This window comes from Actinoallomurus vinaceus, from assembly GCF_039542055.1.
Classification (GTDB): domain Bacteria; phylum Actinomycetota; class Actinomycetes; order Streptosporangiales; family Streptosporangiaceae; genus Actinoallomurus; species Actinoallomurus vinaceus.
In genome coordinates, this window is record NZ_BAABHK010000024.1 from 55,748 (window position 1) to 76,969 (window position 21,222).

20 protein-coding genes are annotated in these 21,222 nt (G+C 71.3%); 8 read left to right on the forward strand and 12 right to left on the reverse strand.

From position 1 onward, the window contains the following. Together ABEA24_RS48215 and ABEA24_RS48220 are read right to left on the reverse strand one after the other, a co-directional pair. A complete protein-coding gene (locus ABEA24_RS48215; protein WP_345442291.1) occupies positions 1–645 on the reverse strand; it encodes a hypothetical protein in 645 nt (214 codons plus the stop codon). Further along, positions 642–2,039 (reverse strand): selenium-binding family protein, encoded by a 1,398-nt coding sequence (locus tag ABEA24_RS48220; protein ID WP_345442294.1) that lies wholly within the window; start codon positions 2,037–2,039, stop codon positions 642–644. The genes ABEA24_RS48215 and ABEA24_RS48220 overlap by 4 nt, the downstream gene beginning before the upstream one ends. 167 nt (positions 2,040–2,206) lie before the next feature. On the opposite strand from ABEA24_RS48220, the gene ABEA24_RS48225 reads away from it, so the two are divergent. The 6 genes from ABEA24_RS48225 (at position 2,207) to ABEA24_RS48250 (ending at position 8,584) form a co-directional block, all read left to right on the forward strand. Further along, the gene (locus ABEA24_RS48225; protein WP_345442297.1) at positions 2,207–3,229 is read left to right on the forward strand and encodes a CHAP domain-containing protein; all 1,023 of its coding nucleotides are present in this window, start codon (positions 2,207–2,209) and stop codon (positions 3,227–3,229) included. Positions 3,230–3,304: 75 nt separating this feature from the next. Continuing rightward, on the forward strand, positions 3,305–4,384 hold the full coding sequence (gene pdhA / locus ABEA24_RS48230) for a pyruvate dehydrogenase (acetyl-transferring) E1 component subunit alpha (protein WP_425551329.1): 1,080 nt from the start codon (positions 3,305–3,307) through the stop codon (positions 4,382–4,384). A 171-nt stretch (positions 4,385–4,555) separates the two neighbouring features. After that, positions 4,556–4,789 carry a hypothetical protein gene (locus tag ABEA24_RS48235; protein ID WP_345442303.1) on the forward strand — a complete coding sequence of 78 codons (234 nt, stop codon included), beginning with the start codon at positions 4,556–4,558 and terminating at the stop codon, positions 4,787–4,789. Between the two features lie 124 nt (positions 4,790–4,913). Next, on the forward strand, positions 4,914–5,702 hold the full coding sequence (locus tag ABEA24_RS48240; protein ID WP_345442306.1) for a dolichyl-phosphate beta-glucosyltransferase: 789 nt from the start codon (positions 4,914–4,916) through the stop codon (positions 5,700–5,702). Further along, on the forward strand, positions 5,699–7,498 hold the full coding sequence (locus ABEA24_RS48245; RefSeq protein WP_345442310.1) for a glycosyl transferase: 1,800 nt from the start codon (positions 5,699–5,701) through the stop codon (positions 7,496–7,498). The genes ABEA24_RS48240 and ABEA24_RS48245 overlap by 4 nt, the downstream gene beginning before the upstream one ends. Before the next feature lie 327 nt (positions 7,499–7,825). Beyond that, on the forward strand, positions 7,826–8,584 hold the full coding sequence (locus ABEA24_RS48250) for an AfsR/SARP family transcriptional regulator (RefSeq protein ID WP_345442313.1): 759 nt from the start codon (positions 7,826–7,828) through the stop codon (positions 8,582–8,584). A gap of 71 nt (positions 8,585–8,655) precedes the next feature. On the opposite strand, the gene ABEA24_RS48255 is transcribed toward ABEA24_RS48250, so the two are convergent. After that, positions 8,656–8,982, reverse strand: coding sequence for a TcmI family type II polyketide cyclase (locus ABEA24_RS48255; RefSeq protein ID WP_345442316.1), 327 nt, complete (start codon positions 8,980–8,982; stop codon positions 8,656–8,658). A 209-nt stretch (positions 8,983–9,191) separates the two neighbouring features. Here ABEA24_RS48255 and ABEA24_RS48260 point away from each other — a divergent pair, with 209 nt between their 5' ends. Beyond that, the gene (locus ABEA24_RS48260; RefSeq protein WP_345442319.1) at positions 9,192–10,403 is read left to right on the forward strand and encodes a cytochrome P450; all 1,212 of its coding nucleotides are present in this window, start codon (positions 9,192–9,194) and stop codon (positions 10,401–10,403) included. Positions 10,404–10,467: 64 nt separating this feature from the next. Further along, positions 10,468–11,757 carry a glycosyltransferase gene (locus ABEA24_RS48265; RefSeq protein ID WP_345442321.1) on the forward strand — a complete coding sequence of 430 codons (1,290 nt, stop codon included), beginning with the start codon at positions 10,468–10,470 and terminating at the stop codon, positions 11,755–11,757. Positions 11,758–11,901: 144 nt separating this feature from the next. Here ABEA24_RS48265 and ABEA24_RS48270 read toward each other — a convergent pair whose 3' ends face one another. The 9 genes from ABEA24_RS48270 to ABEA24_RS48310 all read right to left on the reverse strand — a co-directional run bounded on the left by ABEA24_RS48270 (position 11,902) and on the right by ABEA24_RS48310 (position 21,220). Continuing rightward, positions 11,902–13,053, reverse strand: coding sequence for a hypothetical protein (locus ABEA24_RS48270; protein ID WP_345442324.1), 1,152 nt, complete (start codon positions 13,051–13,053; stop codon positions 11,902–11,904). Position 13,054: 1 nt separating this feature from the next. Continuing rightward, positions 13,055–13,576: a SigE family RNA polymerase sigma factor gene (locus ABEA24_RS48275; protein ID WP_345442327.1), complete on the reverse strand. Its 522-nt coding sequence runs from the start codon at positions 13,574–13,576 to the stop codon at positions 13,055–13,057. Between the two features lie 343 nt (positions 13,577–13,919). After that, a complete protein-coding gene (locus ABEA24_RS48280; protein WP_345442330.1) occupies positions 13,920–15,431 on the reverse strand; it encodes a peptide MFS transporter in 1,512 nt (503 codons plus the stop codon). Between the two features lie 8 nt (positions 15,432–15,439). Continuing rightward, positions 15,440–16,789 carry an acetyl-CoA carboxylase biotin carboxylase subunit gene (locus ABEA24_RS48285; RefSeq protein WP_345442333.1) on the reverse strand — a complete coding sequence of 450 codons (1,350 nt, stop codon included), beginning with the start codon at positions 16,787–16,789 and terminating at the stop codon, positions 15,440–15,442. 18 nt (positions 16,790–16,807) lie between these two features. Further along, entirely contained in the window at positions 16,808–17,260 is a 453-nt protein-coding gene (locus tag ABEA24_RS48290) for an acetyl-CoA carboxylase biotin carboxyl carrier protein (RefSeq protein ID WP_345442336.1), read from the reverse strand. 19 nt (positions 17,261–17,279) lie between these two features. After that, positions 17,280–18,953, reverse strand: coding sequence for an acetyl-CoA carboxylase carboxyl transferase subunit alpha (accA, locus tag ABEA24_RS48295; RefSeq protein ID WP_345442338.1), 1,674 nt, complete (start codon positions 18,951–18,953; stop codon positions 17,280–17,282). A 4-nt stretch (positions 18,954–18,957) separates the two neighbouring features. Beyond that, complete coding sequence (gene rfbB / locus ABEA24_RS48300; protein WP_345442341.1) at positions 18,958–19,950, reverse strand: dTDP-glucose 4,6-dehydratase; 993 nt, start codon at positions 19,948–19,950, stop codon at positions 18,958–18,960. Continuing rightward, positions 19,947–21,008 carry a glucose-1-phosphate thymidylyltransferase gene (locus ABEA24_RS48305; protein ID WP_345442344.1) on the reverse strand — a complete coding sequence of 354 codons (1,062 nt, stop codon included), beginning with the start codon at positions 21,006–21,008 and terminating at the stop codon, positions 19,947–19,949. The genes rfbB and ABEA24_RS48305 overlap by 4 nt, the downstream gene beginning before the upstream one ends. Then, a complete protein-coding gene (locus tag ABEA24_RS48310; protein WP_345442347.1) occupies positions 21,005–21,220 on the reverse strand; it encodes a ferredoxin in 216 nt (71 codons plus the stop codon). Before ABEA24_RS48310 ends, ABEA24_RS48305 begins: the two co-directional genes overlap by 4 nt. Positions 21,221–21,222: the final 2 nt, after the last annotated feature.

The window sequence follows — 21,222 nt, forward strand, 5'->3', positions numbered from 1 at the left end:
CTATGCGGTGATGAGCAGGGTGGCCGCGCCCGCGCCGATGAGCGCGGCCGCCCACACCCGGTCGAGGTTGAACCAGGCGCGGCGCAGGATGGCCAGCCCCACGACCTCGTACACGATGACGGCGACGGTGCCCGCGACGACGAACATCGCGAGCGTGTGCACGCCCGTCACGAAGATCGCCGCCATGACGGCGTTGCCCGCGCCGGAGGCCAGGCCGTGGGAGTGCCCGGGCACGGTCACCGCGCCGTGGGTCAGCACGGGCAGCAGCATGAGCCCGGCCCCGTGCGCCGAGGACATGAGGAACGACCAGCAGGCCAGCTGCCAGAGCGTCAGCCGCATGCCCACCCAGCGGAAGTGGCGGCTGGACAGCAGCCGCCACAGGCCGAACCCGACCAGCAGCACGCCGCCGCCGATCGCCACGATCCGGGAGGTCAGCACCGAGCCGGTGAGCTCGACGACGGCCGCGACCACGAACACCGACACGGCGTGCCCGGCCGCGATCGCGGGCAGCGACTGCAGCACGAGCGCCCGGGACCGCTCCTGCAGGCCCCGGGCGACGGCGAACAGCCAGCCCATGCCGGGGTTCAGCCCGTGGAAGGCGCCGAGGGCGACCAGCGCGAGCAGGGATCCGTCGTTGACGTTCACGGGTAGCAGTAGGAGTCGGAGGACGCGTCACCGCCCTGGAGACGGGTCTGGTGCGGGCGCAGCCCGCGGAAGTCGTCGCCGTGCGGGAAGAACCGCTCGTCGAAGGTGAACTCCGCGCCCGAGTCGAGCTTGGCCGCCCACGCGCCGACGCCGTCGGGGTAGAACTGGTCGTCCCACGAGCCGTACAGCGAGTTCGTGACGTACACGCGTTTGCCGTCGCGGCTGACCTCGACCATCTGCGGGCCGCCGGCGAGCGGCAGGTCGGGCGCCGCCGGGTGCGGGGTGCGGCGCGTGATCCCGCCGATGCGCACCGACCCGGCCTCCACCGGGTTGAACGGGTCGGTCACGTCGTAGCGTTTGAGCTCGCCGGTGCCCCAGCACGAGACGTACAGGTGGCGGTCGTCCACCGACAGGTCGATGTCGGTGACGAGCGGCGGCACGGCCCCGAACGGCGCGATCACCGGCGGCAGGTCTCCTGAATCCGCCGGTTCCGCCGGGATCGTGATGACCTTGCGGGCCTTGAACTCGCCGTCCTCGCGGTACCAGAGCCAGACGGAGGCGGACAGGTCCTCGACGCTGACGACGACGCCGGCGAAGCCGTACGTCTTGGTCGGGTCGTGCGCGGGCCGCAGCTCGAGGACCATCTGGTGCTCGTCGCCGAGGTCGACCGTCTGGACGTGACGGCGTTTGCGCAGGTCCCAGAAGTGCAGGGCGTGGCCGTACTTCCGGCCGAGCAGCAGCTCGGCGTTCACGCCGTCCTCGATCATCGAGGGCGTGCCCCACTCGGAGGTGATCATGACGTCGTGCGCGATGTGCCACCAGAAGTCGTACGCGAGGTGCTGCGGACCGCGGTCGGCCTCCCACGCGCCCTGCACCTCGAACGAGGTGTGGTCGAGCACGGCGACGCCGCCCGGCCCGTCTTGACCGTTGGCACCGCCCAGCGCGGAGACGTACAGCCCGTCGGGGCCGCAGTGGACGGTGTGCGGACGGGAGTAGCCGGCGCGCTCGGCCAGCTCCTCCGGCTCGATGACCTTGACGATCGACGGCTTGAGCGGGTCGTCCTTGACGTCGATGACGTAGATCCGGGACGAGCGGAGGCCGGGAACGACGAGGTAGCGGCGCTCGACGTGGGGGTGCGGGGCGTTCGGGCACAGGGCGCTGCTGCAGGCGTTCCACCCGAAGTGGTGCAGCTCGTCACCGGTGTAGGGCAGGTCCCGCCAGCCGACCACGGAGCCGTACGAGGTGGAGTCCGGGTCGACGTCGACCACGGCGATGGCGTCGGGCCGCTCGGCGGACCGGTCGAACGCGGCGATGTAGGCGAGCGTCTCCGGCGGCGCGTTCACCGCTTCGCGCGGGGACGGGTAGAAGGTCGGATCCGGTCTCCACAGAGCCATTACACGCTCCTTCGGACGGCGGGGCCGTCACGCACCGTACAGACGTCCGTACGCATTCATCCTGCCCGAAAATCCCTATCAACTCAATGGGGAATTCGGTACCTCCGCAAACCACGATTTGTCCTGACTCCCGGACAACTGTTCGGTCACTGTGCCACCGTGAACGCATGGCACCGGAACCTCTCCCGCCCCAGGTTCCCGGCGGCGCCGGACCGCGGCCCGAAGACGGGCCGCAGGACGTGTCGCAGGAGCCCGGCTCGGTCTCCATCGAGGCGAACATCGCCCCGGCCGCGAAGAAGATGATCGAGGAGGCCCGTACCCAGCTCGGCTACCACGAGGCCGCCAACGGTCACACGAAGTACGGCCAGTGGTACGCCGACCGGCACCACGACCCCTCGTTCGCCGACGCCAACTGGTGCGACATGGGCCTGTCCTGGTGCGCGGCGCAGATCGGCTCGGGTTCCGTCGTCGGCGAGTACGCCTACACCCCCTGGCACGCCCAGTGGTTCGCCGACCACAAGCACTGGGGCACCCGCCCGCACGTCGGCGACCTGGTCTTCTACGACTGGGACGGCGGCCACTCGATCTCCGGCATCGACCACGTCGGCCTCGTCGAGTCGGTGCGGACCGACGGGCGGATCGTGACGATCGAGTTCAACACGAGCGACGCCGTGATGCGACGCGTCCGCACCCCCGCGGGCATCGTCGTCGGTTACGGCTCCCCCGATTACCGATCCCTGGAGGACGACATGGCCGAGGTGGTCAGCCTCGGCGCCGGCGCGCAGCAGCAGGTGCCGGCGTCCAACGACATCTCGATCCAGTTCCACACGGAGTACTCCGACACCCACGGCCACCACTCACCGGACGGCTTCTCGATCATCGGAGGCTCGACGGTGTGGGCGGTCTGCGACGCGATCGTCCAGGTGACCGGCCTGCGGGCGAACGACGCGGTCGACATCGCCTGGTCCCGGATGAAGCCGCCCGCCAAGGACGGCGACCCCTGGACGGTGCTGGACGACGCCTGGCGCACGCCGTTCCGCGCCGCGCCGGACGGGAGCCTGCGGGCGGCGCTCGGCGGCCAGCTCGGCCTCGACAAGGACACCCGCCTGCGGCTGCGGGTCTACAACCACAACGCCTACCCGGTCACCGTCGCCTCCGCGCTGGCCAAAGTGGCGTTCCTGAAGTACTAGGGGTGCCGGACACCCCCTAGAGCACATGAGGCCGATGAGGTGAGGAGGCACCCGGGTGACGAACCCGCACCTCCGATGCTGGCACAATCAGCTCGCGTGACCGACCTCGTGCAGCTGCTCACCCCGGAGGGGGAGCGGATCGACCATCCCGGGTATCCCTTCGAGATCAGCGGGGAGGAGGCCCGGGGGCTCTTCCGCGACATGACGCTCGTCCGCCGGTTCGACACCGAGGCGATGGCGCTTCAGCGGCAGGGCGAGCTCGGCCTGTGGGCGCCGCTGCTCGGGCAGGAGGCCGCGCAGATCGGCACGGCCCGCGCGCTGCGCCCGGAGGACTTCGTCTTCCCGAGCTACCGCGAGCACGGCATCGCGTACGTCCGCGGGGTCCCACCGGCGAACCTCCTGGAGCTGTGGCGGTGCGTCTCCTACGGCGGCTGGGATGCCGAGAAGCACCGGCTGGCCGGGTACGCGCTGGTGATCGGCGCGCAGACGCTCCAGGCCGTCGGCTACGCCATGGGCGTGCAGCGCGACGGGGCGCCGGAGGCCGTGCTGGCCTGCTTCGGCGACGGCGCGACCAGCCAGGGCGACGTCAACGAGGCGTTCGTGTGGGCCGGCGCGCAGAACGCCCCCGTGGTGTTCCTCTGCCAGAACAACCAGTGGGCGATCTCCGCGCCGCTGGAGACGCAGGCGCGCGTGCCGCTCTACCGCCGCGCGTCCGGCTTCGGGTTCCCCGGCGTACGGGTGGACGGCAACGACGTGTTCGCCAGCCTGGCCGTGGCGCGTACGGCCCTGGAGCGAGCGCGGAACGGCGAGGGGCCGACGCTCATCGAGGCCTACACCTACCGGATGAGCGCCCACACGAGCTCCGACGACCCGCGGCGCTACCGGGCCGACGCGGAGCTGGAGGAGTGGCGGCTGAAGGACCCGATCGAGCGGCTCCGGGCGTATCTCACCAAGAACGAACTGGCCGACGACGCCTTCTTCGAGGCCCTGGACGCCGAGGCCGACGAGCTCGGCCGCCGCGTCCGCGACGAATGCCGGGCCCTGCCCGACCCGGACCCGCGCTCGATGTTCGACCACGTCTACGCGGGCGCGCACGAGCAGTTGGCCGAGGAGCGCGACGCTTTCCTGGCCTACCTCGACACGTTCGCCGACTGACGGGGATGATGGAGAGGACCGGAGGTCGCCCCGCCGGCCGACATTTCGGCTCCGGGGAGGGGCGACGCCGACCCACGGCCGGCGTTCGTCTACGATTTCAGGGGTCTCGGCATCCGCGGTGGTGAATCAGGCCGGCGACGGCCCGCACCACCGGCATTCCAAGGAGAATCGTTGAGCAGCCCGAGTACCAAAGACAACCTGGATCTCGCCGAGAGCGCGCGGGATCTGGCCGACCGGGCGCCGGCCGGGTCGCTCGAGAAGGCCGCCGCCGGGTCCGTCGCCGTGACCTGCGCGACCACCCGTGACTTCGAGCAGGCCCGCACCGTCCTGGGCGGACTCGTGCCCGAGGACGTACGGCGTGCGGCGATCGAGCTCCTGGACCGGCTCGCGACAGGCCACCGCTGACCCGCAGGTGACCCGGGTGCCGCGGCCCCGGGGAGAACGGCGCCACGCCGGCCACTGCTGACGCATGGCCGGCGTGTGACCCACGTCACGCAACCGGGCGCGCGCCCGGCGTGGTCACCGGGGTGTGAGCGCAACGCGAACGGCCCTCGGCGAGCGGACCTCCCTCGTGCCGGTCCCCTCGGTCGTCGACCTGTCCGTCATCATCCCCGCCTACAACGAGCGGTTCCGCCTCCGGGCCACGCTCGAGGCGATCAGCGGGTACCTCTGCTCCTCGGACCTGTGCTGGGAGCTGATCGTCGTCGACGACGGGTCCCAGGACGGCACCCACCGTGTCGTCGAATCCGCGGCGCGCATCGATCCGCGGATCCGCGTGATCCGGTCGCCGTACAACCGCGGCAAGGGCCACGCCGTACGCCTCGGCGTCGCCGCCTCGCAGGGCGCGCAGGTGTTCTTCTGCGACGCGGATCTGCCGACGCCCATCGATGAGCTCGACCGGCTGCGCTCCGGCCTGCGGGGTGGGGCGGCCGCCGCGATCGGATCGCGAGCGGTGGCCGGTTCCCGGATCGAGGTCCGGCGGCCGCCGGCCCGCGAGATCCTCGCCCGGCTGGGCAACCGGGTGATCCGTACGGTGGCCACCCCCGGCATCCACGACACGCAGTGCGGTTTCAAGCTGTTCGACGGGAACAAGGCGCGGCGCGCGTTCGCGCTGGCCCGCATCGACGGCTGGGGATTCGACGTGGAGATCCTCTACCTCTTCCGCCGTCTGGGCTGGCCGGTCGCCGAGGTGCCGGTGAGGTGGGCACACCGGAGCGGATCGAAAGTGCGGTCCGCCGATTACCTCAGGGTGCTCGCCGACGTGGTCCGCGTGCGGTGGAGACACGCCGGGGTCAGGGTCTCGAAGGAGACGCCGTGACGGTGGGCGGTGACCTCATCGCGCCGCCCTCGGAGGACGCCGAGGTGACGAGCGGCCGTAGGTGGCCGCGGCCGGGATGGTTCGTCGCCATCGGCTACCTTATCGGCGCCTTCTGGGTCTACGGGCGGTTCTGGCCGGGCCTCGGCCATCGGTACCTCACCGACAGCGGGCAGGACCAGACGCAGTGGGAGTGGTTCTTCGCCGTCACCGCGCACAACGTCGCGCACCTGCACAACCCGTTCTTCACCACGCTGCTGAACCATCCGCTCGGCGTGAACCTCATGGCCAACACCGCGATGCTCGGCCTGGGCGTTCCGCTGACCCCGGTGACCCTGCTCTTCGGCCCGACGGTCACCTGGGCGCTGATCCTCACCCTGGGCCTGGCGGCGACCGCCACGGCCTGGTACCGGCTGCTCCGCCGCCACGTCGTGCGCTCCTGGCCGGCCGCCGCCCTCGGCGGAGGCTTCGCCGCGTTCGCCCCGCCGGTCATCTCGCACGCGAACGCGCATCCCAACCTCGCCGTGCTGTTCGTGATCCCGCTGATCATCGATCGGCTCATCCGGCTCGCCGAAGGCGGCGCGGCGGTCCGCGACGGCGTGATCCTCGGGCTGCTCGTGACGTTCCAGATCCTCCTCGGCGAGGAGCCGCTCCTGCTCGCCGCGACCGGGCTGGCCGTCTTCGCCCTCGGCTACGGCCTCGCGCGGCCGGACCGGGCCCGGACCGCCATCGCCCCTCTGGCGAAGGGGGCCGCCGTCGCGGCCGTGGTGATCGCGCCGCTGGTGGCGTATCCGCTGTGGTGGCAGTTCACCGGCCCGCAGAGCTACCGGAGCCTCCTGCACGGACCGGCCGGCAATGACGTCCTGGCGCTGACGGCGTTCGCGAGCCGGTCCCTGGCGGGGGACCGGGCCACCGCGGGACCGCTCTCGCTCAACCCGACGGAGGAGAACGCCTTCTTCGGCTGGCCGCTGCTCATCCTCGTCGCCGTCCTCGTCGTGTGGCTCTGGCAGGTGGCGCTCGTTCGGGCGCTCACCCTCGTCATCGTCGTGGCCATGGCCTTCTCCCTCGGCCCCGAGATCGTCTTCCACGGCGAGAAGACCGGGCTCATCGGCCCCTGGAAGCTGGTCTCGCAGCTTCCGCTCTACGAGTCGGTGCTGGAGACCCGCTTCACCCTGGTCTGCGTGCCCGCCATCGCCGTCCTCCTGGCGTTCGCCACCGAGAAGGTGGTCACGCTGGGCGCCCTGGCCCCCTGGCGAGGTGCGCCACTGCGGCTAGTCTGGGGGGTCGCGCTGGCCGAGGCGCTGCTGCCCATCGCCCCGAAGCCGCTGCTCGCCGCCGACCGGCCGGCGACGCCGGCGTTCTTCTCCCGGGGGCTCTGGCGCCACTACGCCGCGCCCGGCCACACCATCGTCACCGTCCCGCTGCCGGACTCCGGCGAGGCGACGGCCATGCACTGGCAGGTCGTGGCCGGTCTGCGGTTCTCGATCGCGGAGGGCTACTTCCTGGGGCCGTGGGGCTCGGACCGGCAGGGCGTCTACGGCGCCGTTCCGCGCCCGACGTCGAGCCTGCTCGGCCGCGTCCGGGACGGCCACGTCGCCGCCGCGGTGACCCCCGCCGACGTCCAGGCCGCCCGGGACGATCTCGTCTTCTGGCGGGCGGACGCGGTCGTTCTCGGCCCCCACGACCAGCAGGAGCCGTTGCGGGTCACGCTGGACCGGCTGCTCGGGCCGGGAGCGTACGTCGGTGGCGTCTGGGTTTGGGACGTGCGTTCGATCACTCATGCCGGAGGAGGTGACTGAGCCTATTTCGGGCTGAACATTCCGATGTTTCACGTCGGCCACGACGTGAATTCGTATGCAACTCGGTCAGCTCAATGTTGTGCGCAGGGCGCTGCCGGGTAAACCGCGGAGTAGCCGATTACATGCACTTCGCTGGTAACTGCCACCGACGTTGGTGGATCTTCCCCGAAAATGGGCTCTAGTGAGACGTCAACATTGCTTACAAAGATGTCCTAGGTCGGCCACATAAGTGAAAACGCCTCCGCTCCCTGGTTACTCTCTGACTGAAATCAGTTAGAGAGCGTCATTAACTATGTTAATGGCATGTTTCGCGGAGGTGGATACGGGGTGGAATTCAAGATCCTCGGGGGCCTGGAAGTCGCCGACCATGGCCGGCTCATCACGCCCACCGCCCCGAAGCAGCGGACCGTGCTCGCGCTGCTGCTCGTCTCGTCGAACGACGTCGTCTCGACCGGGACCCTCATGGAGGAGCTCTGGGGGGAACATCCGCCCCAGAGCGCCCAAACGACCTTGCAGACCTACATCTACCAACTGCGCAAGCTGCTGGGCCTCGGCGACGGAGCCTGGGTGACCGAGAACCTCCTGCTCACCAGGCATGGCGGGTACCGGTTGACCGTGCCCGACGAGCGGATCGACCTCGCACGCTTCGAACACCTGACCGCGGACGGCCGGGCTGCTCTGGAACGGTCCGAGCTGGAGAAGGCGTCCGAGCTTCTCCAGCAGGCCCTCGAACTCTGGCGGGGCCCCGCGCTGGTCGACGTCACGACCGGCCCGCACCTGGAGATGTACCGTGTAAAGCTGGAAGAGGCCCGGATTCGCGCGACCGAACTCCGCATCGAGTGCGACATGCAGATGGGCCGGCACCACGAGCTGATCGGCGAGTTGAAGAAGCTCACCCTGACCCATCGCCTCAACGAATGGTTCCACTACAAGCTGATGGTGGCCTTGTCCCGCTCGGGCCGGCGTCACGAGGCCCTGGAGGAGTACCAGAAACTGCGGAGGCTGCTCGTCGACGAACTCGGCGTTGAGCCCAACCCGTGCATTCGCTCGCTTCAGCACAAGATGCTGACCTCCGAGGCGGTCTGACCGGCGTCGCCCGCCCGCGATCGGCCCTGAGGGATGTGAGTCCGTCCCTCAGGGCCGGGGTGGCCGCGGCCCTACTCTCCTGAGACGATGCCCCGCCCCGCCTCCCAGCGATAGAACTCCTGGGCCATCGCGTCGGCGGGAGATCGCCAGGTCTGCGGATCGTACGGCGTGATGTGCTCGGTCAGCCGCGCGTTCAGCCGCGTGAATTCCTCGCTACGGCGGATGTCCTGAATCGTTTTCTCCGCCGAATCCTCGACCTCCGAGTAGTGAAAATAAAGGTCGTGGAAGCGGAGTAGGCTGCGGGTGACCGTTCCGGCGATGCGCGGTAGGTCGGTGGCGTCCGATTCGCCGAACAGCCGGGCCACCTCGGCGGCCGATGACGGCTGCATGCGGGCCACAATGAGAAATCTCTGCATGTCCTCCGCCTTCCTGCGGATGCGTCAGTGAGATGCGGCGAGATCATCGCCGATGACGCTATGAACGGCCTGGAGGATCGGTCGGCCCTCGGCTCAAGGCATCTGTGAGCGCCCTTCAAGCGGCCGGTGCGAATCTCGGCGGGACCGGAGCGCCGAACGCCGAGCGTCCGCCGACCCACAGGAGTGCCCCCATGACGACGCCCACCGACCAGGTCTGTCCCTTCCCCTTCGCCCCCTCCAACCCGTTCCATCCGCCGGCCGAGCACGCCAAGATGCGCGAGTCGGAGCCGGTCGCCCGGGTCCGCCTGCCGACCGGGCACCTCGCCTGGGTGGTCACGCGGTACGCGGACGTCCGCCAGGTCTGCTCGGACCAGCGATTCAGCAAGGAAGCGATCACGAGACCCGGCGCGCCGCGGCTGATGCCGATCCAGCGGGGATCCAAGTCCCTGGTCATCACCGACCCGCCGGAGCACACACGGCTCCGCAGAATCGTGACGCGCGAGTTCTCGGCCCGGCGCGTGGAGACGATGCGCCCGCACATCGAGGAGCTGACCGAGCGTCTCCTCGACCGGATGGCCGAGAACGGGCCGCCTGCCGATCTGATCGGCGCGCTGTCGCTCCCGCTGCCGATCACCGTCATCTGCGAGATGCTCGGGGTGCCGCCGGCCGACCAGGAGGGCTTCCAGTCCTGGACCGATCAGATGCTCACGATCAGCACCTCCGGCGGGGCGCCGGCGGAGGAGGTGAGGGCCTCCGCCGGCCGGCTGCGCGGCTACCTCTCCGGGCTGATCGCGGAGAAGCTCCGCGGCTCCGACGACGACCTGCTGACCGCTCTCGGCCGGGCGCACGCCGAGGACGACCGGCTCTCCGAGGAGGAACTCCTCGCGTTCGCGATGACCCTGCTCGCCGCCGGCTACCACACGACCACCGCGGCGATCACACACTTCGTGTTCCATCTGCTGCACGAGCCCACGCGCTACCGACGGCTCGTCGACGACCCCGCGCTGATCCCGTCGGCGGTCGAGGAGCTCCTGCGGTTCAGCCAGATCGGCGGTGGCGCGGGCACGATGCGGATCGCGACCGAGGACGTCCCCATCGGCGACGTCGTGATCCGGGCCGGCGAGGTCGTGATCCCTCTGTTCAACTCCGCCAACCGCGACGAGGACGTGTTCCCGGACGCCGGTCGGCTGGACCTGGCCCGCGAGGACAACCCGCAGATCGGATTCGGCCATGGGATCCACTTCTGCCTCGGCGCGCAGCTCGGCAGAGTGGAGCTCCAAGTCGTCCTGCACGCCCTGGTCCGCCGGTTCCCGGAACTCCGGCTCGCCGCCGTGGAGGACGAGATCGTCTGGCAGCCGGGTCTCGCCTTCCCCCGTCCGGTCGCGCTCCCTCTGGCCTGGTAGGAGGCGGCATATCGTCCCATTTCAAATTGAGTCCGCTTCGAGCGCGATGCCGTTTCATCCGAGCATGCGGATCGTCATTGTCACGAACGGCAGCAGGGGAGACACCGAGCCCTACGCCGCGCTCGGGCGCGGACTCGCGGCGCGCGACCACAAGGTCCGGGTCGTCGCGAGTCAGAGCTATCAGGGACTGATCGAGGACGCCGGCCTGGAATGCCACCCGCTGGCCGTCGACATCCCCGCCCAACTCGGCGGCGAGGAGGGGCAGCGGTGGCTCGGCCAGGGGCAGAACCCGGCCGCGAACCTGCGCGGATTCCGGAGGTTCATCACGCCGATGGCCGAGCGGTTCCTGACGGCCGCCGTGGAGGGCTGCGCGGACGCCGACGCGATCGTGTTCTCGCACATGGGCGCGGCCGGGTATCACGTCGCCGAGGCGATGGGCGTGCCGTGCGCCATCGCCGAGTACCTGCCGCGCCACCCGACGGGGGGGTATCCGAGCTATCTCGTGCCCGGCGGCCGGTCCCTCGGCCGGCTCGGCAATCGGCTCAGCCACTCCCTGGCCGCGCAGCTGATGTGGCGGACCCGCCGTCCCGGCACGAACGGATGGCGCGTCGAGGAACTCGGGCTCCGCCCGTTGCCGCGCTTCAGCGGGCCGCACCGCCAGATGGAGAAGGACCGGCTGCTCCGCCTGTGCGGATACAGCGAGGCCGTCGTGCCCCGTCCCCGCGACTGGCCCGCCAACGTGCGGATCACCGGCTACTGGTTCCTGGACGACCTCTCCGACGAATGGCGGCCGCCGGCGGATCTGGCGCGCTTCCTGGACGCCGGGCCACCGCCGGTCTACGTGGGCTTCGGCAGCATGGTGCCCGCCGACCCGGTGGAGATGAGCCGCGTCGTCCGCGACGGCCTGCGCCGGGCGGGGGTACGGGGCGTGCTGCTCGGCGACCCGGAACCCTCGACCGACGACTTCTTCGTCGCGTCGAACGTCCCGCACTCATGGCTGTTCCCCCGGATGGCCGCGATCGTGCACCACGGCGGGGCCGGCACGACCGCGAGCGCCCTGCGGGCCGGAGTGCCGAGTGTCATCTGCCCGTTCTTCGTGGATCAGCCGTTCTGGGGCGGCCGGGTCCACGCGCTCGGAGCCGGCCCCCGGCCCATCCCGATCGCGGATCTCACCGCCGACGCGCTGGCCACCGCCGTACGGCAGGCGGTGACGGACGACGTAATGAAGGAACGAGCCGCCGCCCTCGGGGGTGCCATCCGGGCCGAGAACGGCGTCGAGACGGCCTGCGACCTCCTCGAGAACTGGCTCAGGACCGATCCTCCACCCCCGGGACGGCGCCGCCGCACCCGGTAGCCGCCGAGAGAAGCCGACGCCCGGCGCCGGGAGGTCGGGCGTCGGCTGTTCGTGCCTGGGCGTCGGCCGTTCGTGCCTGGGCGCGTGGTGCTCCTCAGCGACCGGGCGCCGGTCGTTCGTGCCTGGGCGCGTCGGGGGTGCTCCTCAGTGCCCGGTCGCCGGGTGAGGCGTCACGACCCCGGTGGGGGTGTGGCCGGGGGTGGGTGTCGCCGTGCCCGTCACGCACGGCGGCGTGGAGTGCGAGGCCGTCGGTCCCCTCGTCGCGGGGCAGCTGGCGTCGGGAACGGAGGGCCAGGACGGCTGGGCGGTGAGCTTCACCGACGCGGCCAGGACCCGCAGTGCCGCCCCGCCGCCGATCCCCGCCAGGACGGCGGCGTCGCCGGTCTCGACGGTGAGCCCGCTTCCGTCCAGGAAGATCACCTTTCCCTGGGACATCGCCGCCGGCTTACCGTCGATCGACATCGTGGCGTCCGTCGACGGGGTGGGCAGCCGGACGCCGACGTCGATCCGCGCCGTGGTGTCGGCCGCCGCGTCGTCGGCCGCGTAGCGAAGGAGCAGCACGCGTCCGAAGCGGGCGGGGCCGACGGACGAGACGACGCCGACCAGCCGGTTCCACGACTTGAGCGCGCGGGCGGGCACGGCGATCGGCTGCGCGACCGGGTCGTTCGCCCCGTACCGCACGCTCAGGGCCACCTTCTCGGCGTGGGAGACGTCGGCGCCGGCTCCCTTCAGCGAGACGAATCCCCAGGCGCCCGGCCGCCACTCCCAGGCCAGCTCGGTCGCGCCGGAACGGATCACCGGGCTGGTCAACAGGATCGCGCGACGGCCGTCGATCGGGTCGGCCGGCCGGCCGGCGGGCCGCCAGGACGCGCCGCGGCCATCGGGAGACCGGCCTTTGGCGTACATCACGACCACCGCGTCGACGCCCGTGCCGCCGTTCGGGTCGGCCGCCCGGAGCACGATCCGCTGACGGTAACGGCCCGTCTCGTACGTGTCGGGGGTGAGCCCGCCCGCGGAACCGACGCGGAAGGCACGGTGCAGGACGTCGAATTCGTCGCGGGCGGGCGCCGCGGGGCCCGGGTGCGACGGCGCGAGGACGCGGACGAGCAGGCCCAGGGCGGCCACCGCGGCGACGACCGCGACGGTGCCCCCCGCCCGTACGGTGGTGTGGCGGATCCGCGCGTGGCGGCGGCCCGTGCGCAGCGCCTTCCCCAGGTCCACGCCGGGCGGACCGTCAGGCGTCACCGATCGCAGCGGGGCGAGGAGGTGAGCGCCGTCCTGCTCTTGCTGCTCCATTTCAGCTTCTCCCTCCGAGACCGGCGGCGATGGGTTCGCCGAGCAGCTTGCGGAGCCTCTCCAGTCCACGCGCCGTCTGGCTCTTCACGTTGCCCTGCGAACAGCCGAGTATCTCGGCGACCTCCGCCACTGGAAGATCGCAAAGGAACCGCAGGACGAGTACGGCGCGCTGCCGGGGCGGGACGCGCTCCAGGGCGGCGTGCACGACGGCGCGCGTCTCGACGTCCGGTCCGGCCATGGCGACGGGACTCGGGGTTTCGTGCGGGGCTCCGGTGAGCCGGACGCGCGCCCAGCGCAGGCGCTGCTCGTTGAGGAAGGATCGGATCAGCATGGTTCGGACGTAGCGGTCCAGGTCATCGGCCTCCCGGGCGCGATGCCAGTGTACGTAGAGCTTCGTGATCGCGGTCTGCAGCACATCATCGGCACGATGCGCGTCCTTGCACAAAAAGTACGCGATCCGGTGCAATTCCGGCAGTTTGGCGGTCACGTACTCGGTATAGGCCTCTTCGTCGGCCGCGCGCACCCGATCCCTCCTCCTGGGTTCCACCTAAGAGACCGGCGCGGGCACGGGGAAGGTTGCATTCGATCTAAAACGACAGCCATTAAGGTTCACTTCTTTCCTTAGTCACTCTTGGTGATCTCATGGTATCGTCCTGTCATCAACACGCCCCGTGCCCAGGCGACGCGGGGCACCCTCTTCGGTCCGATAGCCGCGCACGCTGGACCGACAGCGTCCGGAGGGACGTGCCACGCGGATCGGCGGCTCTGCCCGCCGACACCAGGGCACGAACACGATTGGCACACACCCGGCATCCAGCCGGGACGATTCCTGAGATTCCTTAGGATCACTTAGTCAATCAGAGACGCTAGAGAGCGGAGCGGTCTCCTGTCAGTGCCCTGTCAGGATAGTCATGACTTGCGCTGAATGTTTGGCGCAGGCCGGCGCCGAAGGCGGTGATCGCGACTCCGGCGGTCACCGTCACCGCTCCCAGGCTCAGGTAGTAGACCCACCCGGGCAGCGCGTCGCTCAGCCGGGCGCCCTGTGAGCCGAGCGCGGAGCCGAGGGCGCTGAACAGCCAGACCAGGCCGATGGTCCGGCCGACGAACGCCTTCGGTGCGACCTCGGCCGCCGCGCTCATGGCGATCGGGCCGATCACGATCTCGCCGCACGCCTGGAGGAAGAACACCGACAGCAGCCACAGCGGCGAGACCCGGCCGGACCCGGCCAGCCCCGCGGCGACGCTCATCACCACGAAACCGCAGCCGCCCAGCAGCAGCGCGACGGCGAACTTCGCGGGGGTGCCGAGCCGGGACCCGAGACGCAGCCACAGGTACGCGCAGACGGGCGCCATCAGCAGGATGAACAGAGGCGTCGCCGACTGGAACCAGCTCGCCGGGATCGTGACCCCGCCGAACGTACGGTCGGTGTGGTTCTTGGCGAACAGGCTGAGGAGCGAACCCGCCTGGCCGGCCAGCGTCCAGAAGAGGGAGACGGCCAGGAGCAGCCACAGGAACGCCCGCAGCCGGCGCCGCTCGGCGGGCCGCCAGTCCGGATGGCGCCGCAGCACGCGGTAGTACACGAACGGCGAGACCAGCGTGATCACCCCGACGACCCCCACGAGCTGCATCGGGTCGAACGTCCCGGCCGCCACGTCGACGGCGATCAGCGTGACGACCACGAGCGCGATCACGAGCGTGCGGCGGGCCGCCGTCCGCCGCTCCGCCGGGGAGACGGGCTGGCCGGGCCGGTCCCCGACGTCCCCGAAGTGGCGGCGGCCGGCGGCGAACTGCACCAGGCCCGCCACCATGCCGATCCCCGCGACGCTGAAGCCCAGGTGCCAGTTCACCGTTTCGCCGAGGACGCCGGTGACCAGCGGAGCGATCAGCGCGCTGATCTGGGTGGCGGTGTAGAAGACCGAGATGGCGGCCTCACGCCGGGCCGTCTCCTCGTAGCAGCGGCTGATGATGGCCATCATGTTCGGCTTCAGCAGGGCCGTGCCCAGGGCGACCAGCGCCAGCCCGAGGTACGACGTGCCCCGTGCCGGGACGGCGAGGGAGAAGTGACCGAGCGCGATGACGCAGCCTCCCCAGAACACCGCGCGCCGCTCACCGATCAACCGGTCGCCGACCCAGCTCCCCGGCAGGGACAGGAGGAACACCGCGCCCAGGTAGACGCCGAACAGCATGGCGGACTGGCTCTTGGGGAGCCCGAGGCCGCCGTCCCGCGCGGGGGCGACCGCGTACAGGACGAGGATCGCCTGCATCCCGTAGAAGCTGAACCGCTCCCACACGTCGGTCAGGAACAGCGTCGTGAACCAGCGCGGATGGCCGAACAGGGTGTCGCGCCCCTCCTCCGCGGCCGAGGTGACAACGGACATGGCTCCCCCTACAGAGAGATCATCGAGTCGACGAGCGAGGTGGTGTGCTTGGCGTCCTGGAACAGCGGGTGCGCCAGCACCTCCTGGAGGAAGCCGATCGTCGTGCGGACGCCACGGCCGGCGACGCGGAACTCCGCCAGGGCCCGATCCATCCGGGCGATCGCGTGGTCCCGGTCCTGGCCGGAGACGATGACCTTGGCGAGCAGCGAGTCGTAGTCGGCGGTGACGCGGATGCCCGGGGCGCCGTGCGTGTCGACCCGGGTGAACGGGCCGCCCGGAGGCGTGAACTCCTCGACGACCCCGGGCGTGGGGAGGAATCCCCGTTCGGGGTCCTCGGCGTTGACCCGGCACTCGATCGCGACGCCGCGCCGGACGACGTCCTCGTCCCGGAGGGCCAGCTCCCGGTCGCCGGCGATCAGGAGCTGCTCCCGTACGAGGTCGACGCCCGTGACCATCTCGGTCACCGGATGCTCGACCTGGATCCGGGAGTTCACTTCGATGAAGAAGAAGGCGCCGTCCGCGTCGACGACGAACTCGAACGTTCCGGCGCCGACGTATCCGATGGCCCGCGCGCCGCTCACGGCCGCGTCGCAGATCTCGGCCATCAGCGCCGGCGGCAGCCCGGGCGCGGGGGTCTCCTCGATCAGCTTCTGCCGTCGCCGCTGGACGGAGCAGTCGCGCTCGCCCAGGCTGAGGACGTTGCCGTGCCGGTCCGCGAGGATCTGCACCTCGATGTGCCGCGCGCCCTCCACGTACCGCTCGATGTACAGCCGCCCGTCGCCGAAGGCCGTCTGGGCGGCGACGCGGGTGGTGGAGTACGCCTGGGCGAGTTCTCGCGGGTGGCGCACGACCGCCATGCCGCGGCCGCCTCCACCGGCCACCGCCTTGATGATCACCGGGTAGCCGACCTCGCCGGCGACGCGCTCCGCCTCGGAGCCGTTGCGCAGCGGGTGGGCGCTGCCCGGCAGCACCGGCAGGCCCGCCGCGGAGGCCACCCGGCGCGCCTCGGCCTTGTCACCGAGCCGGCCGAGGACCGCGGCGGGCGGCCCGACGAACGTCAGGCCCTGGTCCTCGCACATCTCGGCGAACTCGGGGTCTTCGGACAGGAAGCCGTAGCCGGGGTGGACGGCCTCGGCACCGGTGCGTTCCGCGGCCTCCAGGATGGCCGGCGGGTACAGGTAGCTGCGCGACGCGGGCGCCGGGCCGATCCGCACCCGCTCGTCGGCCAGCCGGAGCGCGGGCGAGTGGTCGTCGGCGGCGGAGTGCACCATGACGGTGCGGATGCCCAGCTCCCGGCAGGCGCGGGCGACGCGGAGCGCGATCTCGCCACGATTGGCGATCAGAACCGATGAGAACACCACGGCCTCCCGGGCGGGTCAGCTGTCAGGAGAGATCAGGAACAGGGGCTGGCCGTACTCGACGGGGTCGCCGTCGGCCACGATGATCTTCGTGATCCGGCCCGGCCGGTCGGCCTCGATCGGATTCATCAGCTTCATCGCCTCGAGGATCGCGACCTGCTGCCCGGCCTCGACCAGGTCGCCCTCGGTCACGAACGGCGGCGAGCCCGGCTCCGGGGAGCGGTAGAACGTGCCGACGGTCGGCGCGCAGATCTCGGCGCCGTCGGCCGCCGCCGACGCGGACTCCACCTCAGGAGGTCGCGATGCGGCCTGCCCGGCGCCCGGCACGGGCGGCTCCGGCTGGGGCCAGATCAGCTCCACGGCCGCGTCGCCCGCCACGACGCGCAGGGTGTGGACCGGGCCGCGGGCGGCGTCCAGGAGCCGGACGACGTTCCGGCACAGCGCGTCGAGCTGCTCGGACGATTCCGTCATGGGATTCTCCTTCACTCACTCACTCGCCGGCCAGGCCGTAACGCCGGAATCGCGCCCGGCGTCCGGCCACCAGCTCCGCCGGCCCGGTCGTGGCGAGATCCCGGAGCGCGTCGGTCACGGCCGCCCGGACACGGTTGATGGTTCGCATGGGGTCGGTGTGGGCTCCGTCGCCGGGCTCGGGGATGACGCCGTCGAGGATCCCGAGGCCGAGCAGGTCGCGGGCGGACAGGCGCAGCGCGGACGCGGCGCGGGCGGTCGCCTCCTCGCGTGGGGTGTCCGGGTCCGTCCAGAGGATCGCCGCGCACCCCTCCGGGCTGATCACCGAGTAGACGGCGTTCGACAGCGCCAGCACACGGTCGGCGACGCCGAGCGCCAGCGCGCCGCCGCTGCCGCCCTCCCCGGTCACCACGGCGACGATCGGCACGGGGAGCCCGGACATGAGGCGGAGGTTCTCCGCGATCGCCCATGCCTGGCCGTGCTCCTCGGCCTCCAGACCGGGATCCGCGCCAGGGGTGTCGATGAGCGTGACCACCGGCATCCTCAGCTTCGCCGCGAGCCGCATCAGCCGGGCGGCCTTGCGGTAGCCCGACGGCGGCGGCATGCCGAAGTTGCGCCGCACCCGCTCGGTCGTGTCCCGGCCCTTCTCGTGGCCGATCAGCATGACCGGCCGGTCATCGAGCCGCCCGATGCCGCCGACGATCGCGCAGGAGTCCCCGCTCAGCCGGTCGCCGTGCAACTCCTGGAAGTCCTCCAGCAGGAACGTCGCGTACTCCAGGGTCGTGGGGCGTTCGGAACGGCGTGCCAGGCGCACCGCGGCGATGCCCCCGCGCGCCGGCAGCTTCGCCGGGTCGCGTACGACCTCCGATCCTCCGGTGGCGGCTTCGCCTGTCGGCAGGGTCTGGGCCGCGAGGAGCCGGGCCAGCATGTGCCGGAGCGCCGGCCGTGCGACGACGTCGTCGACGAACCCCCGCGCGAGCAGGAACTCCGCCGTCTGGAAGCCCTCCGGCAACGTCCGCCGGATGGTCTGCTCGATCACCCGGGGGCCCGCGAACCCCACGTGCGCGCCGGGTTCGGCGAGGATCACGTCGGGAAGCGTCGCGAACGACGCGGCCACCCCGCCGTACGTCGGATCCGTGACGAGGGAGACGGTCAGGACGCCGGCCTCGTCGAGCGCGGCCAGGGCCTGGCTGGTCTTGACCATCTGCATGAGGGACAGCGCGCCCTCCTGCATCCGGGCGCCGCCGGACGCGGTGACCAGCAGGAAGGGCAGCCGTTCCCGGAGGGCCAGGTCGGCCGCCGCGGCGATGCGCTCGCCGACTCCGACGCCGAGGCTGCCGCCCATGAACCGGAAGTCCATCACGGCGGCGACCAGCGGACGGCCGTCGATGGCGCCGCGCAGGCAGACGACGGCCTCGTCCAGGCGGGTGCGCTCGCGCGCGTCGCGCAGCCGTTCCGGGTACGGGCGGCTGTCGACCCACCCGAGCGGGTCGTGGACCGTCGCGGCCGCGGGGACGGGCGTCCAGATCGGGTCGAAGAGCTGCTGGATCCGCTCGGGCGCGGTGAGCCGGGTGTGCAGGCCGCACGCGGGGCACACCTTGAGGGCGCGGGCGAAGCGTTTGCCGTAGATGAGCTCCCGGCAGCCCGCGCACGACAGCCAGCCGACGTCGGCCGGGGAGGTCAGGGTCACCGTCATCGGGTCACCAGCCCCGGGGGAAGTCGGCCAGTTCGGCACGGCGGGGCTCCCACCAGGAGCGGTTCTCCCGGTACCAGCGCACCGTGGCGGCCAGCCCCTCGTCGAACGCGATCCGCGGCGCGTACCCGAGCTCCTCCCGGATCCGGGTGTCGTCGAGGGAGTACCTGCGGTCGTGCCCCTTGCGGTCCTCGACGTGCCGGACCCGGCCCCAGTCGGCGCCGCACAGCAGCAGCAGCCACGCGGTCAGCTCCCGGTTGGTCAGCTCCGCGCCGCCGCCGATGTTGTAGACCGCGCCCGGCGTGCCCTTCTCCAGGACGAGCTGGACACCGCGGCAGTGGTCGTCGACGTGCAGCCACTCGCGGACGTTCAGACCGTCGCCGAACAGCGGCAGGTCCTCGCCCGACATCAGGGCGGTGACGAACCGGGGGATCACCTTCTCGGGGAACTGGTAGGGCCCGTAGTTGTTCGAACAGCGCGTGACGACGACGTCCATACCGAACGTCCGGTGATAGGCGCGGGCGAACAGGTCGCTCGCCGCCTTCGACGCGGCGTACGGCGAGTTGGGCGCGGGCGGGTACGACTCGTCCCACGATCCCTGCGTGATCGAGCCGTACACCTCGTCGGTGGAGACGCTCACCACCCGCTCGACGCCGCTGCGCTGGCATGCCTCCAGCAGGCTCTGGGTGCCGAGCGCGTTGGTGACCGCGAACTGCCCCGGCCCGACGAGCGACCGGTCCACGTGCGACTCCGCCGCGAAGTGCACGACCACGTCGTGGCCGGGCAGCAGGTCCAGCAGCAGTCCGGTGTCGCAGACGTCGCCCTTGACGAAGGTCAGGTCCGGATGGCCGGTCGGCAGGTTCGCCGTGTCCCCGGCGTAGGTCAGCTTGTCCAGCACGGTGACGCGGGCTCCGGCCACGGCCGGGTAGGCGCCCGCCAGGACGCTGCGGGCGTAGTGCGACCCGATGAACCCGGCGCCGCCGGTGACCAGCATCCTCATGAGGCCACCGCCACGCGGCTGTGGTCGCCCAGGACCAGGCGGTGGGCGGCCGTCGACTCGCGGTGCACGTTGGCCTGCCGGCCGATTAGCGATCCGCTGATGCCGCGCACTCCGCGGACGCCGGACTCGTCCAGCATGATCGAGTCCTCCAGGCCGGCGTCGGTGACCTCGCAGTCGCCGCCGATCGAGGTGTACGGCCCGATGTGGCTGTCGCTGATGACCGTGCCGACCCCGACGAAGGCCGGGCCCACCAGCCGCGAGCGCGTGATCCGCGCGCCCGCCTCCACGTGGACGGCACCGATCAGCTCGCTGGCGGAGTCCACCTGGCCGTGCACGGCCGGCCGGATCGCGCGCAGCATCTCGCGGTTGCAGTCGAGCAGGTCCTCGACGCGGCCGGTGTCCCGCCAGTACCCGGAGAAGACCTCGCCGCGGACGTCCTGCCCGTCGGCCACGAGCCGCCCGATCGCGTCGGTGATCTCGCGTTCGTTGCGCCAGTTCGGCTCGGTGTCGCGCACCGCCTGGTGGATGGCCGGCGAGAAGACGTACGCCCCGATCAGCGCCAGATCGCTGCACGGCGTGGACGACTTCTCCTCCACCTGCAGCACCCGGCCGTCGGGATCGAGCCGTGCGACGCCGAACTGCCGCGGGTCCGCGACCTTGCCGACCATGACGAGCGCGTCCGGCCGGGTCGTGTTGAAGGACTTCACGAGGGCGGTGACCCCGCCGTCGATGACGTTGTCCCCGAGGTACATGAGGAAGTCGTCGTCGCCGAGGAAGCCCCGGGCCACCTGCACGCAGTGCGCCAGGCCGAGCGGCGCGTGCTGGGTGATGTAGGTGACGTCGACGCCGAACATCGCGCCGGTGCCCACGGCCTGCCGGACGTCGTCGCCCTTCGGCCCGACGACGATGCCGATGTCGGTGATCCCGGCGTCCTTCAGGGCCTCGAGACCGTAGAACAGCACCGGCCTGCCGGCGATCGGGACGAGCTGCTTGGACATGGTGTGGCTGAGCGGGCGCAGGCGGGTCCCAGACCCGCCGGCCAGCACGAGAGCTTTCATATCGGACCTTTCTCGGCGTGATCCCCGGCCGTGCCGATCGACCCCGTGGGGCACCGTTCGGCGGCCTCCCGCACGCGGGGGAGGAGCTCCGGCCCTGGCCGGGGGAGCAGAATGGTGACGACGCACTCGTCGTCCTGACCGAACACCTCGGGGGCGGTCACGGTGCACAGCCCGCACCCTCCGCAGGTGTCCCGGTTCGCGGTGACGTACATCG